Below are 16344 nucleotides of genomic sequence, written 5' to 3'. Positions count from 1 at the left end.
AAATCTCATTTATGTACGATGTCTAAAAAGCATGTAATATACGAAAGATTTATAGCCTATGTTTATTTGATAATGAAATCAGCAACTGCGGGCTTTTCCGACAGAACAAGTTAGAATGAGAATTCTTTCCAATAAGGACCGATTTAGGTGAAGGACTTTAATTACAATCAACTCGTTTCCTTTGTACAAGTAGCCCAAGATCTAAATATTTCTACGGCGGCGAAACATTTAAATAAAAACCGTGCAACAATTACGGAACATATTGAATCCTTTGAGTTTGAACTAGGTCACAAATTATTTAACAGAAGTTCTAGGAAAATAGAACTTACTCCATTAGGGAATAGAATACTTAAGCCTTCAATTTTACTAACAGCACAGATTTTTACGTGGCAAAACACAATAAAGACGGTATCCCCAGATGCTTTAAAAGTCACATTGCGAATGGCTTACGATGCTGTTGTACCAAAAGAAATGATGAAGAATTTGATTCGATATGCACACTCAAAAGAAATGGAGATCGAGTTTATAAAAATTGGTTCTAACGTGTCAATAGAGCTTCTCGATAAAAATATTATCGATATTATAATAGCCCCATCTGATGACAATGAAGAGAAACCAATCACGAACGAATGGCGTATTCTTGGGTTTATGCCTTATCGATTTTATGCCCACAAAGATTTTTTTGATTCACAATATGTAATGCTAAGCGAGCTCGTCCACCATACTCAAATATTGCCACAAGCTTATCTAAATAAAACGAAAGATCAGAAATTCATATTCACTCCAAATAATAAAGTTATTAATGATTTGGAGTTATTGGAATGTGCATTATCTGAAAAAATGGGATGGGCATTTTTACCTACGCATATAGGTGCCGAAAATTGGGAAAATATCGTTGAGTTTGAATCAAATTTAGGTCGAGAAGGTTTCGTCACCCCAATTCTTGCACGATGGCGTGCTGGAGAAGAGGTCTTAATAACGCCGATACTAGATTATTTTGAAGAAAATAATTCATTTCAATGCACGTTATGTAAATAGTTATTATCGCTTCAATGTTGGTGTGTTATTTATAGAAACACATCAACATTGAAGTTTAGCGGTACCTACAATAAAACCTTGGCCTTATAACATATATATACAATATAAACACTAGCTTAAATAGCCAATAATTTGAAGTGGTCCTATCTACCTATATCAATAAATATCATAACGATGTATTAGTTCATATAGTCTACATGGCCCTTACTCTTCAAACTGATCAGCACCGTTTATTTTATCGTTCAACTGGACAAAACTCAAAACCATCAGGAAGAACCATTATGCAATCCATTCCACCTGAATGCGCCGCTTTTTTACCCAATGCCGTATCTTCAAACACCACGCATGAGGTTGGTGCAACCCCCATACTTTCTGCGGCTTTAATAAATGTGTCTGGGCATGGTTTAAAATTCGTCACATCCGATGCCGTCACTATTGCATCAAAATATGTCAACAGATCTCTTTCTTCCAAGAGCCTCATCGCATTTGCTCTTTGACTACCAGTACCAAGCCCGATTTTCTTGTTACCATAAGCCTTTTTTAGTACCTCAAAGGTATGCTTTATAACGTCACCTTGCTCTGCCATTTGTGAAAAAGTGACCATTTTGAAGTCAGACACCGCAACAAAATCTAGTTCTATACCATATTTTAGGCTAACTTCTTCTGCTATTACTGGACTCGGTTTACCACCCAGTCCGTGGATCCAGTCTCTGTTATACGTAAAATTGAACTGTTTTGCTGTTGTTTCCCACGCATCAAGGTGTGCGGGCATGGTATCTATAAGCGTACCATCCATATCAAATATCACACCTTCATATTTGGAAAGATCAATATTCATTCTATTTTTCCTGTAAAATTAGTCGAGACACAATAACTTTACCATATATACAACAACAGATAATCTACTAATTTTACGGATAAATAATGTTAAAAATATCAAACAGTGTTGAAATTTCCGACTGGGAAATTCAACTTACCGCAATACGATCTCAAGGTGCTGGAGGACAAAATGTTAACAAAGTTGCAAGTGCTATACACCTGCGATTCGATGTAACACACTCTACGCTACCGGATTTCTATAAACAGCGTTTATTGAACATGAACGACAGCCGAATAACCAAAGATGGCGTAATAATCATCAAAGCTCAGCAGTTTAGAACACAGGAAAAAAATAGAGAGGATGCACTTAAAAGACTTCAAGAATTAATTGTTTCTGTATCCTACGTTGAAAAAGCCCGCAGAGCGACACGCCCTACACGTTCTTCTAAACGAAAACGCGTAGACACTAAAGTACTGAAAGGAAAAACAAAAGCACTGAGAGGAAAACCAAATGCTCATGATTAGATTAGTTTTTAAGTTTAAGCCACTGTTGCCGTTGTTGTGGGCTTTTAAAGGTCCACGCAACAATACGACTCACTTTTTGACCTTGACTCATTTCTAATATCTGAACTTCACAAGCATTTACCTTTTCCAAATTCTTTTTCATCCATCTTACATTGTCTTTCTTCGAGATGAGTGTAGAAAACCAAAGTACTTGATCAGCAAAACGTTTACTCTCTAATACCATGTTTTTTACAAACTCTGCTTCGCCACCCTGACACCATAATTCCGCTTTTTGTCCACCAAAGTTGAGCAAAGGTTGGTTCCCCTTATTCAATTGTTGCGAAGGTTGACCTCGTTTTATTCGATTTGATGCAAGGTTTTTGATTTTGCGTTCGCTACCTTGTTGCGCTTCCGATAATGATTTATGAAATGGTGGATTACAGGTGGTTATATCGTAGTATTCACCCGGTTGGATGATATTCTGAAAGAAATTCTGGCTGTTAATCTGAAGCCTACAATCGACATTGCCTTTCAAAACTAAGTTATTACACACGATTTTTTCTACCGACTCAACCGAGATTGGGTCAACATCACAGGCGACGACATGCCAATCATACTCACTAACGCCAATGATTGGATAGATACAATTGGCACCAACGCCAATATCCAACGCATTAACGAGATGATGCTTTAACCCTTTGCTTTCACTCGATAACAGTGCCGCAACCCGATGAATATAATCTGCGCGACCCGGTATTGGCGGACAAAGATACCCCTTAGGAATGTCCCATTGCTCAATATTGTAATAGCAACAAAGAAGTGCTCGATTAAGAAGCTTTACAGCTTCTGGATCAGAAAAATCGATACTGTCTTCACCTTTAGGGTTCTTAGTCAGAACCTTTTTAAGCAATGGCAGAGATTCAACAAGTTTCTTAAAATCGTAACGCCCTTGATGTTTGTTCCTGCAATGGAGTCCTATCGGTCCATTAACGGTTTTAATCAGAGTGTTAGAGCTTATATCGACCTTTTTTTTAATCTGTAACGATTTTTTGGCTTTGTTCATATTGAGACTGCTAAGTGAAAATTCAACGTGGAGAATAATGAGCAACGCTGTCTATTGTCAACTTAATCACCTTTATCTACTACATTTTTAATGGCTTACGTACCTTACGTTTGAAGACTTAATCAATTTGTCTTTCCCGAATCGCATTTACAGCACTGTCGAAGGTTGCAAAGTAGTAATACACACCGATTAAGTCCAACACACCGGCTTTCTTGAGTTTTTTCTCTACACGGGCGTTAGCACCACACACCATCACGCGTATTCCACGGTTTTGTAATTCTCTGATCACTTTATCAAGAGCCTCAATACCTGTGATATCGATGAATGGAACCCACTTCAAACGAATAACGAGGAATTCGGGTATTATTAACGTTTCCGCTAATGTTCTATCCAAACTATCCACAGCGCCGAAAAAAAAGGGACCATCAACGTTATAGACAACCGTATCTTTGGGCAGGGGCCGCTCCCCAGCCAAGACTTGTTCATCATTCAATGGATCTGACGATTGCAATGACACTTCCACACTTGAAGCCATGCGATGTAGAAAATGTAATGTTGCTAATATCACACCAATATTAACCGCAACGACCAAGTCTGCAAAAATGGTCAACGTAAAAGTGATAACCAAGACAGCAACATCGGCGTGAGGTGCAGTTCGCATCATTTTAACAAAGTGTTTGGCTTCGCTCATGTTCCACGCGACAACAAAGAGAATAGCAGCAAGAGTAGCTAGCGGTATATTGTCAGCCAGGGGAGCCAACACAAGGAGTACAACGCACAACGTAATAGCATGAACGATACCTGCTAACGGGCTATTACCACCATTACGAATGTTTGTAGCTGTACGAGCAATCGCACCCGTCGCAGCGAAACCACCAAATAATGGCGCAACAATATTTGCGATGCCTTGACCAACGAGTTCTTGATTAGAGTTGTGCTTAGTCCCTACCATACCGTCGGCGACGACAGCAGATAATAGTGACTCTATGGCGCCTAACATAGCAATTGCAAACGCTGGCCCAATAAGCGTTATTACCTGGCTCCACTCGAAGGATAGAGGTTCGAATGTAGGCAAGCCTAAAGGAATTCCACCAAACGCACTCCCTATCGTTTTAATACCTTCGAACTGAAACATGGCCTGCAATGAAGTCATTAATACGAGCGCTATCAGGGGGCTCGGTATTTTCTTAGTCCATCGCAATTTCGGACATATAAGAAGAATGAATAGAGAAACAATGCCAAACATTGTGGTACTTGGATGAAACTGGGGCAACAATTGGATCAGATGGGCAAATTTCTGATGAAAATGTTCTCCGGTAACGACTGGTAGGCCAAAAAAGTCCCGCCACTGGCCTATCCATATGATGACACCAATACCAGCAGTAAATCCGACAATGACAGGGGCTGGTATAAACTTAATAATCGAGCCCATTTTCGTTAAGCCAAATATAAATAGTATGATACCAGCCATGAATGTCGCAATCTGTAACCCTATAACGCCATGTTCACCAGTAATGCCAGACAAGATTACGATGAAAGCCCCAGTAGGGCCTGCTATTTGTAGCCTGCTACCACCAAATATAGATACGCAGAATCCTGCAACAATGGCCGTGTAAATTCCCTGCTCGGGTTTAGCACCTGAAGCAATCGCAAATGCCATTGCCAACGGCAACGCGACAACCCCAACGATGACACCTGACAACACGTTATTTAACCAATATTTTTGTTTTAGCAATCCCGCTGTATATGCTTCTTTTAACGCTATCATTATTTAACCTTAACACTGCAAGTTCCCTCTACTTTAAGAGGGCTTGATCTGATAGCGGTGACTATAACAGCAAGTAAACTATAAAATCTTGATCATAACCAACTAATTATATGTATTTATGACTGCAATTTGATGCCTATAAACACTTCATTGCCTTGCATTTTTTACCAGTCTAATTGACCGTTTTACTATTGAAATCAGCGATTCTCTTTGTTGTTGATACGTTTCAATTGGATAATCATTGGATTCAACCTCAAGGCAAGTAGCATAAAGTGTATTCATTCCCATAGAACCCGCAGAGCCCTTTAGTTTGTGCGCTAATTGCTTCACCAAAGCAGGATCTAGTTCAATCACGGCTTGATCTAATTGCTTGACGATCTCTAGACTGCTTGTCTCAAATAGCTTTATTAATTCAAGCACTTTCTCTACACCTAAAACTTTACAATCTTCATCTAATACATGTAAATCCACCAACTCTTGATGCTTTTCTACTTCAGGGAGAGGTTGCGGTCGTTGAAGTATTCGTCCTTTTAGAATCGATTGCACAAGGATAAGTAATTTGTTTTTATCTAAAGGCTTAGGCAGATAGTCATCAAACCCCGCTTTCAAATAGCCCTGCACTTCTTCACTAAACACATGGGCAGAAATGGCAACCATTGGAATACGTTTCACTACGTTGTCAAGGGTTTCGGCCTCGATCAATCGCAGGTCAGCCATAAGCTCTACACCATTGCAATCGGGTAAATTGATATCTAACAAGCCAATATCAAAGTGTTGCTTCTTAAACAGAGCTCTTGCTTGTGCTCCATTTTCTGCAATAACCACTTGATGGCCCTTATTGGTCAGAAAACCTTCAGCAACGAGGCAGTTAACAGGGTTGTCTTCGACTAATAAGATCTTCGCAACAAGGTTGGTTTGGTCTTTTATCACAGGCTTCGGTTTGATTGTCTCTAATGAGACTTCTAGCGGGATAGAAAAGCTAAATACACTGCCTTGATCGAGCTCTGACCCTACCTCTAGAAACCCTCCCATAGCAGTGACTATTTTTTGACTAATCGCTAAACCCAACCCTGTTCCACCTAATTTTGCTTTTGCATTGCCAACCTGAGTAAATGCATCAAACAGTTTCGATTTGTCGCCTTCCGATATACCTACCCCTGCATCGATAACACGAAAAAGAATATGTCTGAGGTGACGCGAGTCCTTACAGACGCTGACGCTCACGTCCCCTGTTGATGTGAATTTTATGGCATTACTTACAAGGTTATTTAGTACCTGAGTTATTCGTGTTGCGTCGCCTAACCAATAGCCACTGACTTCTTTGTCAACGTTCATAGAGAAACCGAGCTGCTTCTCTGTCGCTTTACTCTTCTGAAGTTGGTAAACGTCAGTTACAAGAGCAGAAAGGTTGAAAGGTGCTTCGCGAATTTCCAAAAATCCCGCTTCAATTTTTGAATAATCAAGCACATCGTTTAGAATGCCCAACAGGGTGTTACCACTACGATTAATTACATCGACATATTGTTTTTGTTTGTTATTTAAACGTGTCTCATCCAATAACGTCGCGGTACCGAGCACGCCATTCATAGGGGTTCTGATCTCATGACTCATGGTAGAAAGAAAGGCAGTTTTAGCTCGATTTGCTTGCTCTGCTTCGATCCTTGCTTGATTATGCTTTAATACTTCCTGGTTGAGTTTCTCATTTGCCATTCTAAGTTGTTTCGTTCGTTGGGTAATGGTTTCCTCTAGATGTGCTTTATGCTCTTCTAATTCATTTTTGGTCACAGCATCGCTGGCTGCAACGATTTGAAGCTGTTCAGCGGTATCTCTAGCAATAACGATAGCTTTACCCATTTGCGCCAATTCATCGCTACCTTTGACATCAATATCGAACGCCAAATCACCATTTGCTACTGAGCGAATCGCATCTGAGTAGATGTGCAATCTTTTGACGACAGAGAGATACACAACATTCCAGAGAATAAAACTAACTGCCACTAATCCAAGCAAAGAAAGTACAATCAACGACCACTTTGCGTAAGTTAACGTTTCACCTAACTCTTTAATCGCCAACGCTGTGTCGCTGTTTGATTCATCTACCAATAAGCTCACTGTTTTATTCAACTCTGATAACTGCGTTAGGTTTAGAACCATCAAGTTTTCCGCATTTTGCCTGTTTTCATAACGCAAATCTAGATTATCAAACACCTCTTTTCTTTGTTCTAATTTGCTGACTAGCACTTGCATCTGTCTAGAACGGGTAGGATCTTCCACGGACAAAATACGACGCTTAATGATGTCGATATTATGTTCAAATTCAGCTCTAAGCTTTTGTATACGCGAGGAGTCTGTTACGGCTCGTGCTTCTTCGATGTGAGCCAGCATCTGAAACGCGAGTAGGTGCAATTCATGTAACCGCTCAGATAAATCTAAATCGACTTCGATTAGATTATCGAGCGCTCTGTAAACCGTTTCATTATCTTGTTTCTCGATGAGATTATAAATATTGGTGATATTAGCAACAGCAATAGTGCTGGTATTCAAAACCTGAGTTCTAGTTAGAGTTTCTAATTCAACCGCGAGTTGGCGCATCTCTTCTACTTGCAAAATAATGACGTGATCTAAAAGTAGTTTTTCTTCTACTACGACACCCAGTTCTACTATAGTGTCTATTACATTTTGCACCTTGCTTTCTAGTCGCTCTAATATCGCCACGTCAAATGGTTTGTCGCCAAGAAGCTTGATTTTATCTAATAACTTTTCTAGTTGAGAAAATAACAGTGCCCCGGCCTGTTGCCTTTCTCTTTCTGTTTGAGCATTAGATAGCACCCCTAAAGACGACAATATTTTAGAACTTTGTTCTGACACTTCTCTTGCCTGAATCATCGCAGGAACCGACGAGTCAATCACTTGCTTTTCTGTTTCAGCGACAAAAGAAAAACCCGAAGCACCAATTACTACCGCTAAAATTAACAGACTTGCCATTGAAGCAAAGGACAGCAGCAATTTTCTACCTATACTGGCTGACGCTAATAACATATTTTGAGCCTTAAAATGAATACTTCCTTACTTATACGCAATAGGATATATTTTGCTAGGTGAATATCAATAACCTATCCCACTATCTATGAAGTCGTGCTTGAGAAAATTACCTATTAAAATTATAGGCCTATTACTAGGCTTACTAAGCACGTCAAGTTTGGCTCTAGCGACAGAGAAAATATGCGCTATTTACCCGCACCTAAAAGACTCCTATTGGTTATCTGTAAACTACGGCATGGTAAACGAAAGCGAACATTTTGGCATCGACTTGAAAGTTTTTGAATCAGGTGGATACCCCAACGTTAATAAGCAACGGCAGCAGTTGATTGGTTGCCGTGAATGGGGTGCTGATGCGATAATACTAGGCACCGTGGCACCGAAAGCCTACATGAACCAAATAGCAAAACTCATTGGCGATATCCCACTATTTTCAACGGTCAATAAGCTCGTTGTAGGCGAACAAGATAAACCTCAGTTTAAGGGTTCTGTCGGCGTAGATTGGTATTGGATGGGATATAATGCTGGTCAATACCTCGCAGAGAAGCATCCATTGGGTTCTGGAAAGGTTAACATTGCTTGGCTTCCTGGCCCCAAAATGAGTGGCGGAACCAAGCCCAGTAATCTAGGCATGTATGACGCAATTAAAGATTCTGACGTGTCCATCATCAATACATTATGGGCAGATAACGATAAAGAACTACAACGAAACCTTGTACAACAAGTTCTTGAGCGAACAGATGTTGACTATATCGTTGGCAGCGCAGTCGCAATAGAAGCGGCGATAAGCGAAGTACGAACCGCCGGAAAGGGAGATGAAGTTGGACTTATTTCGTTCTATTTTAGCCATGGCATCTACCGAGCACTATTGCGTAACAAAGTACTTTTTTCTTCCACGGACAAAATGGTACTGCAGGGACGGCTATCGATTAGGCAAGCACATGCCTACCTAAACGGTGAACCATACAATCAAAATCAAACGCCACAAATTGAACCACTGACGGCCAGTTCATTAAAAAAAACGGTTATACAAGATTCACTTTCGCCTTCTGAATTTAGACCCATATTTTCAGTTTCCAAGGAAAAGAACTGACCTTATAGCGACAAAAAACGAATGCAGTTAACAGCAATTGATTTTGTCAAAATTACTTATTTAATCGATTGTAATTATATGGAATAGCAAATGAAAACAACGACTAGAACCATTCCTGCACACAAGCACATCGCGCTTGTGGCTCATGATCATTACAAACCTGAGCTATTGCGTTGGGTGGAAGAGAACAAAGATAAACTTCAGAGCCATTTCCTATATGCTACGGGTACAACAGGTAGTATGTTAAGTAAAGAGACCGGTCTAGCGATTAAGAGTATGATCTCTGGCCCGATGGGCGGAGATCAGCAAATAGGTGCTCTGATTTCTGAAGGCAAAATCGACATGCTTATCTTTTTTTGGGATCCTCTAAATTCCGTTCCGCATGATCCAGACGTGAAAGCCTTATTAAGAATTTCTAGCGTATGGAATATCCCGGTAGCAACCAATCGAGCATCCGCAAAATTCTTATTTGAATCTAGTTTGCTCGAACAAGAAGTTGTTATCGAAATTCCAGATTATCAAGCTTATTTAGCTGAAAGAACCTAGCAAAAAGGGAGCGTATTGCTCCCTTTTTATTTTGCTCAATACCGCTAACATCTCTATCAACTATTTGTGACTCCAAACCGCCATTTCATTGCCGCTCGGTTCTATAAAATGAAAACGTCGCCCACCAGGGAATTCAAAAATATCTCGGTTAATTACTCCACCTCCAGCCTCAATATCGGATAGGCTTTTATTAATATCTTCGCTATAAAAAACAAGCAATGCGCCCCCTTTTTCTTGCACCGAAACGCCTTGGGAATAATAGAAGCCTCCCATTAAGCCATCACCTGAGAACGCCATATACTCTTCACCATAATCTTCAAAAGTCCAATCGAACACACGACTAAAAAATGCTTTGGTTTTAACAAAATCTGTTGCAGCATATTCAATATAGTTGATGGTGTTATGCTTCAGTTCAACATGGTTTGACATGATACTCTCCTTATTAACTTTTCTTGATAACTGGGTAGTTCTCACTAATCAGTTCATTGACAAAAGAGGACGCCTGAGGACCATGAGTTATCCAAAGCTTCTCTTTCGCTCGTGTCATCGCGACGTAGAATAGACGTCTCTCTTCCGCATCAGGATAATCGTCACTTCCTTCAGAAAGAACCAAATTCAAATGCCTTTGACGCTGGATTGCTGGAAACTGCCCCTCATCAACGGAAAGAACAAATACGTAGTCCGCTTCTTTGCCTTTACTGCCATGGCACGTCATGAACTCTAATTTTAAGTTATAAAAATTCTTTTTCCACTCATTGAATAACTCTGGCTTGTGATAGTGATTTCGTCCCAACAATAACACAGTCTTTTCTTGGGTTACTTTTCGATGAAGTTGGTCAAGGATCGGTTCAATTCGTCTATTTGAGCAAATAGTGACAGATTTCTGTTTTTGCACAAAATGGCTGTTTAGTTCTTTATCCAGTTGATTGGGGTTTTCCTGAATAAATCGATTAGCAACCTCTGCAATCATAGAATTAAATCTGTAGGTAGTATCCAAATAGTGGACCGACGAACTTGAAAAACGCTCAGCGAACCCTGTAGTCAGATCCACATCAGCACCTGCAAACTGATAAATTGATTGCCAATCGTCTCCCACCGCAAAAAGCGTCGATTGCATCTCTCCTTTTTTATTGGTGCAGAGTGCATCAATAAGTGCAATACGGTCTGGTGATATATCCTGGTACTCGTCAACCATAATGTAACGCCAAGGCGACAAAAACTTACCTTTCACTACGTATTCTGTTGCTCGTGTGATCATGGTATAAAAATCTATTTGATCGTTTTCTTTTAACATCTGTTGCCATGCGAGATAACACGGCCAAACCAATGAAAGTTCACTATTCAACCTTGGATACTCAAGTTGGTCGATTAATTTTTGCTGCAGTTGCTTCTTAGATAGGTGAGTACTGCACAGCGGATCCAGCTGATTCACTAGCCAGTTAATGAGTTTCAAGTTTTCTGATTGACCAGATAATTCTTCATCACCTTTTAGGTAAGCTATCGGCCAAACCGAAAGGTGTTTTCGCCACCGTTTCAAATTTGAGTCAGTTTGCCAATGGCTTCTTAGCCAATCGCTGCACCATTTTAGTTTGCGTTTTGGGTCAGTAGAAAATGGGGACAGTTCAACAGAACGTTGCTCTACTTTGGTGATGATGCTAAGCCCAAGTTGATGAAATGTATCCACAGTCACATCTGACGCACCGGACCCAACCTTGTCTCTTAAGCGCCCCTTCATCTCTTTTGCTGCATCTTTGCCAAAGGCCAACATAAGAAGTTGATTGGGCTGAGCGAGATGACTCTGCAACAAATAAGCGATGCGTGCAGTTAAGACACTCGTTTTTCCTGTCCCAGCACCTGCAAGCACAAGGTTATTATCATTATTAAGTAGAACGGCATGTTGCTGAGACACATTTAAAGGCGACGATTCAATCTGAGAAAACAAAACCTCCCAGTTTAACCTTTCAGTTTCAAGCCAACGTTCATTTCTATCATCAACCAAGCGCTCTACCTCTGTCAGCCAAGACACAATATCTTTCATCGCGTTTGGCATTCTCTGCGTTGCCTCATCGATTGATATTCTCATCTCTCTAAGCTGAGAAAATACGTTTTCTCTCCAAATATATACATCAGAATCAGGTAAATAGGCAGGCTGTTTCTTTAATAGAGTTAAACTCTCGTTCCATTTTGGAATATGATCTCTTAGATGCCTGCACTGCTCAGAGTGCCATTCCTTATAGGTATGCACCGCGTATTTAGCGAATGTCTTACATTCGTCCCAAGGTAACCCTTGCACAAGCCAAGCAGTTGAGGTGTTTTCTACAGAATGCGCATGGAAAACTAGGGTCCCCCAAAGAAGGCCTCTTTCCAAAGTGACATCGCCACTCCATACAGCAAATGGGATTCTTTCCTCTGTATTGCAGGATGAAATAATTAGGTAGTCATCTTCAATCAATACATGGCTGTATTCTTTTTGGACAAAAAACTGAGCACTCTCAGTCGCCTTTAATTCCATAACCTATACACTCTTAAATAAATCAAATACTTTCAAGCTGAAATAATACAACTATTTTCTCCTGAATAGCTAACCAAGATGAGAAATTGAATATGCACCAAGAAAAATTTATTCATTTTTTCATTGATTTATTGTGCTATTCAAGCAAAATCTTAATTCTGAATGGTTCTCTATAAAGAAGCTTATTTTTGTGCCTTTTTTAATCAATGTTAAACGACTATGGGTTATTCCCGCTATTAACCATAGCGTCCTTATACTCATCACTTTACTTGGGGTTACTATCCCTTGTTGGTACTTTCAGATGCAGGAGTTCGCAACACCACTGATTCTGGGTGTTATTGCGGCTGCTTTAGCTGAATCGGATGACAATTTTAAGGGGAGGATTAAGGCACAAACGTTAACTCTGCTCTGCTTCGTTATCGCCACATTTTCAATCGAACTCTTATTTAACTTCCCCATATTTTTTGCCATTGGCCTTTTCTCGTCCTCTATTGGATTTATAATGATTGGTGCTATTGGGCCGAGGTACGCTAAAATAGCGTTTGGTTCTCTACTCATCGCTATCTACACCATGTTAGGGGCTCACGAAAGCATTAACATCTGGCAACAACCTGCATTACTTCTCACCGGTTCAACATGGTATTTTCTGAGCTCTACCGTTTGGTATAGCATTGCGCCATTACGACCTGTACAGCAAAGTCTAGCAGCCGTATTCACACAACTTTCAAACTATTTTGATGCAAAGAAGCATCTATTCCACCCGAATATCGATCTGATCCCACAGCCTTTTAGAATCCAAGAAGCAAGGTTAAACGTAGATACAGTAGAGGCGTTGAACAATTTTAAGCAAACCATACTTTCCCGCTCAAATCGTGGCATTGTAGATGGGCCAAGCGACCGCTTTCTCAAAATCTATTTCCTAGCCCAAGATATCCATGAAAGGATAAGCTCCAGTCACTATCGATACCAAGATTTAGCAACGAGTTTTATTCATTCAGACATCATGTTCCGCTTCAAATACCTGATCGATATACAATCCAATTCTTGTGCGGAAATTGCGTCTTGTATTAACTCTGGTACTAATTATGAGCATAGTGCGGACTCAAACCGCGCTCTTGAAGATATTCAGAGGTCAATTAAATATCTCGAATTACAACAAGAAAGGCAACTCGACCCACTTCTAGAACAACTCAATTACCTTTTTAGAAACCTTTCTACCATCGAAAAGCTGTTATCAAACGTCAGTAACCCTGACGCCATTAATCGAGAAAATAACGATATTCTCGATGACACCGACGCTCATACTTTTAAAGAGATGTGGTTGCGAGTGAAATCTAACCTCAACCCGTCATCACTGCTCTTTCGGCACGCTATTCGTCTGTCTATTGCTTTGACTTTAGGTTACGGGATCATTCAATTTTTCGAAATAGAAAGGGGCTATTGGATATTACTTACAACACTGTTCGTATGCCAGCCAAATTATAGTGCGACAAAACAGAAATTGACATCTCGGGTAGTCGGAACGTTGGCGGGGTTATTAATTGGTGTGGTACTGTTGTCACTTTTTCCCTCATTGCTAAGTCAGTTGGTTGTCATCGTTCTGTCTGGTGTCGCCTTCTTTGTGTTTAGACTCAATAATTACAGCTATGCCACTGCCTTTATAACTATTTTAGTCTTATTCTGCTTTAATCAATTGGGTGAGGGATACGCCGTGATATTGCCTAGGCTAACAGATACTATCGTTGGTTGTTTACTGGCAGTAGGTGCGGTCACTTATATTTTGCCTGATTGGCAATCTAAAAGATTACATGGCGTTATGGCGGAATCTATCTGCGCGAACAAATCCTATCTTGCGCAGATTATCGGCCAATATAGAATTGGAAAACATAACGATTTGGCGTATCGGATTGCACGGCGTCACGCCCATAATCAAGCGTCACTACTCAGTTCTGCCATCACCAATATGTTAGTCGAACCGGGCAAATATCGGTCATCCGTCGATGACAGTTTCAGGTTCTTGACTTTAAACCACGCTCTTTTAAGCTATATATCGGCCCTTGGCGCACATAGACAACGAATTTCTGACAACTCTACACACCTATTAATTCTAGAAGCTCATCGAGAAATACATGGCGCGTTAGACGCACTAAATACTCAATTGTTCAACGACTGCGAATCGCTGATCAATCAGCAAAACTATAGTGATATCGAAGGCAAACTTTCCGAGTGGCGGAAAGACGAAGAAGGGTCAGCAAGAATGGTTTTACAACAACTGCATTTAATTTATCGCATGTTGCCAGAACTGCAATCCTTGGCCAACAATTTTGCCAATCGAAGTAAAACTCAACAATGATAATTGTGCATATTATCAGCATAATTTATTTTATACTGCCATGAATCGTCTATATTTTAACCTGATCGGCCAGCTAATTTTAACATTCACCTGATTACTCCTGACATTGCTCGTACATTAGTAACCATACTCCGTACTATATTATCTACTGTAGAAGAAGGATTCCCTACATGAGGATAATCAGATTGAGTCAACAATCATTATAGGTAAACGTTAAAAGCAAGTGTATAGGAGAGGTAGAATGGGCCAGAAACAATTTGAGGAATTTCAGACTCGTGTAGAGTTGCTGTCTCCTCAACAACTCAAAAAACTACAAGATGATATAGAGTCTAAACTTGAAGAACGCAAAGAAGAAACTTTGGTCACGGCTGAAGAGCTCGATCTTATCTCTAGTTTATTTCGTTAATTCTACTTTTTCGTCATTTCTACTCTGTTAATATCATTGCTCCTTTGCTACTTTCACCCTATTTAGACCTAATAATTTGTAACTATCATCAAACACGATTATCCTTTAAGTGCGATCTAAGGAGAATATGATGTCTGTATCATTGATAAACTCTGGTTACCAACTAATTCAACGTTCCCAAGTTCTTTCCGATGAAGCGGCGAGCGAAATAACTGACTCTAATAAATCAGGTAATCTCGAATTTAACAAAATAGATAATAAACAGATGGAAGTTATTAAAGAAAAACCCACACCTTCTACCGAAGATTCCTTCGTAAAACTTCAACAAGCGAAAACCTATAATCAAGCTGGCGCGAGCTTAATCCAACGTTCTAATGATATAATTGGTACGGTTTTAGATACCCATGTATAACACTCGAGCTCGAGTTCCTCTTCCTTCAACACTGACTCAACCGCCATTATTTGAAAAATTTCCTACAAAACTTCATCGAATACCGCTAATCTATTGGACGCAGGAAGTACACACAGTTCAAGGGACACATGAGCACGAAAAAACATAGCACGAACGAAATCAAACAGTACGTAGAGTTTGGAATGCGTCTGTCGGTGACGATCAAATTCGGTCCTAATGATGAGTACAACCTTCAATGTAATTTAGTCGGTGTCAAAGAAAATCAATTCATGTTACTCGATATGAACCAAAAGGCGGTGGAAGACCTCATTACCCGTAAAACAAGTAATGTCGCCGTTGTCATTAGGGGAATTACGGACACTGAGTTGGGTCATATCATTGCATTTAAAACTAAGATTATCACCATCATTTCTCGCCCTACATGGCTAATTTTTATCCGTATTCCCTACAGTTTTGAATCGAAACCGATCCGCGAAAACAAACGCTTTAAACTCAATATACCCGTTGCAGTTACACACCATGACACTCAGGTAAATGGAACACTACGAGATCTTTCAGCGTCTGGTTGTGGCATCTATTTAAATAAGACTTTGGACATCACGAAAGAATCCATTGTGACCATCATCCCCCAACTCACCCATTTTCCTAAAGATATTCCACCGTGCCACATCGTTAATATTCGGCGCCATGCAGGAGGGTTATTGATCGGCATTAGATTTGAGAAAACTATCGATATTAAAAATGACCTTAAGTACGAAATTTTAGAATTGTCGTTCGATAATTGAGATCTT

Annotated in this window: 14 protein-coding genes; 8 read left to right on the top strand and 6 right to left on the bottom strand. The window is 40.1% G+C overall.

What is annotated here, in order from left to right:
- Nucleotides 1–147: 147 nt before the first annotated feature.
- Nucleotides 148–1038, top strand: coding sequence for a LysR family transcriptional regulator (locus AACW90_RS10330; RefSeq protein WP_390233932.1), 891 nt, complete (start codon nucleotides 148–150; stop codon nucleotides 1036–1038).
- 235 nt (nucleotides 1039–1273) lie between these two features.
- Here AACW90_RS10330 and AACW90_RS10325 read toward each other — a convergent pair whose 3' ends face one another.
- On the bottom strand, nucleotides 1274–1876 hold the full coding sequence (locus AACW90_RS10325) for a beta-phosphoglucomutase family hydrolase (protein ID WP_390233929.1): 603 nt from the start codon (nucleotides 1874–1876) through the stop codon (nucleotides 1274–1276).
- 86 nt (nucleotides 1877–1962) lie between these two features.
- Between AACW90_RS10325 and arfB the strand changes: the two genes are divergently transcribed.
- Entirely contained in the window at nucleotides 1963–2382 is a 420-nt protein-coding gene (arfB, locus tag AACW90_RS10320; protein ID WP_390233928.1) for an alternative ribosome rescue aminoacyl-tRNA hydrolase ArfB, read from the top strand.
- Between the two features lies 1 nt (nucleotide 2383).
- Here arfB and rlmF read toward each other — a convergent pair whose 3' ends face one another.
- The 3 genes from rlmF to torS all read right to left on the bottom strand — a co-directional run bounded on the left by rlmF (nucleotide 2384) and on the right by torS (nucleotide 8231).
- Entirely contained in the window at nucleotides 2384–3424 is a 1041-nt protein-coding gene (gene rlmF, locus AACW90_RS10315; RefSeq protein WP_390233926.1) for a 23S rRNA (adenine(1618)-N(6))-methyltransferase RlmF, read from the bottom strand.
- Between the two features lie 118 nt (nucleotides 3425–3542).
- Entirely contained in the window at nucleotides 3543–5192 is a 1650-nt protein-coding gene (locus tag AACW90_RS10310; protein WP_390233923.1) for a SulP family inorganic anion transporter, read from the bottom strand.
- Nucleotides 5193–5339: 147 nt separating this feature from the next.
- A complete protein-coding gene (gene torS, locus AACW90_RS10305; RefSeq protein ID WP_390233921.1) occupies nucleotides 5340–8231 on the bottom strand; it encodes a TMAO reductase system sensor histidine kinase/response regulator TorS in 2892 nt (963 codons plus the stop codon).
- An 88-nt stretch (nucleotides 8232–8319) separates the two neighbouring features.
- Here torS and torT point away from each other — a divergent pair, with 88 nt between their 5' ends.
- Nucleotides 8320–9324: a TMAO reductase system periplasmic protein TorT gene (gene torT, locus AACW90_RS10300; protein ID WP_390233918.1), complete on the top strand. Its 1005-nt coding sequence runs from the start codon at nucleotides 8320–8322 to the stop codon at nucleotides 9322–9324.
- 90 nt (nucleotides 9325–9414) lie between these two features.
- A complete protein-coding gene (locus AACW90_RS10295) occupies nucleotides 9415–9870 on the top strand; it encodes a methylglyoxal synthase (RefSeq protein ID WP_195705204.1) in 456 nt (151 codons plus the stop codon).
- 60 nt (nucleotides 9871–9930) lie between these two features.
- Here AACW90_RS10295 and AACW90_RS10290 read toward each other — a convergent pair whose 3' ends face one another.
- A complete protein-coding gene (locus AACW90_RS10290) occupies nucleotides 9931–10299 on the bottom strand; it encodes a VOC family protein (RefSeq protein ID WP_390233915.1) in 369 nt (122 codons plus the stop codon).
- A 13-nt stretch (nucleotides 10300–10312) separates the two neighbouring features.
- Entirely contained in the window at nucleotides 10313–12382 is a 2070-nt protein-coding gene (gene helD / locus AACW90_RS10285; protein WP_390233912.1) for a DNA helicase IV, read from the bottom strand.
- 190 nt (nucleotides 12383–12572) lie between these two features.
- On the opposite strand from helD, the gene yccS reads away from it, so the two are divergent.
- The 4 genes from yccS to AACW90_RS10265 all read left to right on the top strand — a co-directional run bounded on the left by yccS (nucleotide 12573) and on the right by AACW90_RS10265 (nucleotide 16338).
- Nucleotides 12573–14735 (top strand): YccS family putative transporter, encoded by a 2163-nt coding sequence (yccS, locus tag AACW90_RS10280; protein WP_390233910.1) that lies wholly within the window; start codon nucleotides 12573–12575, stop codon nucleotides 14733–14735.
- Nucleotides 14736–14976: 241 nt separating this feature from the next.
- Nucleotides 14977–15141: a hypothetical protein gene (locus AACW90_RS10275; protein ID WP_390233909.1), complete on the top strand. Its 165-nt coding sequence runs from the start codon at nucleotides 14977–14979 to the stop codon at nucleotides 15139–15141.
- Nucleotides 15142–15271: 130 nt separating this feature from the next.
- A complete protein-coding gene (locus tag AACW90_RS10270; protein WP_390233906.1) occupies nucleotides 15272–15553 on the top strand; it encodes a hypothetical protein in 282 nt (93 codons plus the stop codon).
- Nucleotides 15554–15681: 128 nt separating this feature from the next.
- Nucleotides 15682–16338 (top strand): PilZ domain-containing protein, encoded by a 657-nt coding sequence (locus tag AACW90_RS10265; RefSeq protein ID WP_390233904.1) that lies wholly within the window; start codon nucleotides 15682–15684, stop codon nucleotides 16336–16338.
- The last annotated feature ends 6 nt before the right edge of the window (nucleotides 16339–16344 follow it).

The organism is Vibrio frigidus (genome assembly GCF_042465995.1).
In the GTDB taxonomy this organism is placed as follows: Bacteria; Pseudomonadota; Gammaproteobacteria; order Enterobacterales; family Vibrionaceae; genus Vibrio.
This window is presented reverse-complemented; position numbering and strand designations above follow the sequence as displayed.

Bases quoted from the DNA above. Each gene is read 5' to 3' on its own strand.
- AACW90_RS10325 (WP_390233929.1), bottom strand. From the start codon at position 1,876: ATGAATATTGATCTTTCCAAATATGAAGGTGTGATATTTGATATGGAT.
- arfB (WP_390233928.1), top strand. From the start codon at position 1,963: ATGTTAAAAATATCAAACAGTGTTGAAATTTCCGACTGGGAAATTCAA.
- rlmF (WP_390233926.1), bottom strand. From the start codon at position 3,424: ATGAACAAAGCCAAAAAATCGTTACAGATTAAAAAAAAGGTCGATATA.
- AACW90_RS10310 (WP_390233923.1), bottom strand. From the start codon at position 5,192: ATGATAGCGTTAAAAGAAGCATATACAGCGGGATTGCTAAAACAAAAA.
- torS (WP_390233921.1), bottom strand. From the start codon at position 8,231: ATGTTATTAGCGTCAGCCAGTATAGGTAGAAAATTGCTGCTGTCCTTT.
- torT (WP_390233918.1), top strand. From the start codon at position 8,320: ATGAAGTCGTGCTTGAGAAAATTACCTATTAAAATTATAGGCCTATTA.
- AACW90_RS10295 (WP_195705204.1), top strand. From the start codon at position 9,415: ATGAAAACAACGACTAGAACCATTCCTGCACACAAGCACATCGCGCTT.
- AACW90_RS10290 (WP_390233915.1), bottom strand. From the start codon at position 10,299: ATGTCAAACCATGTTGAACTGAAGCATAACACCATCAACTATATTGAA.
- helD (WP_390233912.1), bottom strand. From the start codon at position 12,382: ATGGAATTAAAGGCGACTGAGAGTGCTCAGTTTTTTGTCCAAAAAGAA.
- AACW90_RS10275 (WP_390233909.1), top strand. From the start codon at position 14,977: ATGGGCCAGAAACAATTTGAGGAATTTCAGACTCGTGTAGAGTTGCTG.
- AACW90_RS10270 (WP_390233906.1), top strand. From the start codon at position 15,272: ATGTCTGTATCATTGATAAACTCTGGTTACCAACTAATTCAACGTTCC.
- AACW90_RS10265 (WP_390233904.1), top strand. From the start codon at position 15,682: ATGAGCACGAAAAAACATAGCACGAACGAAATCAAACAGTACGTAGAG.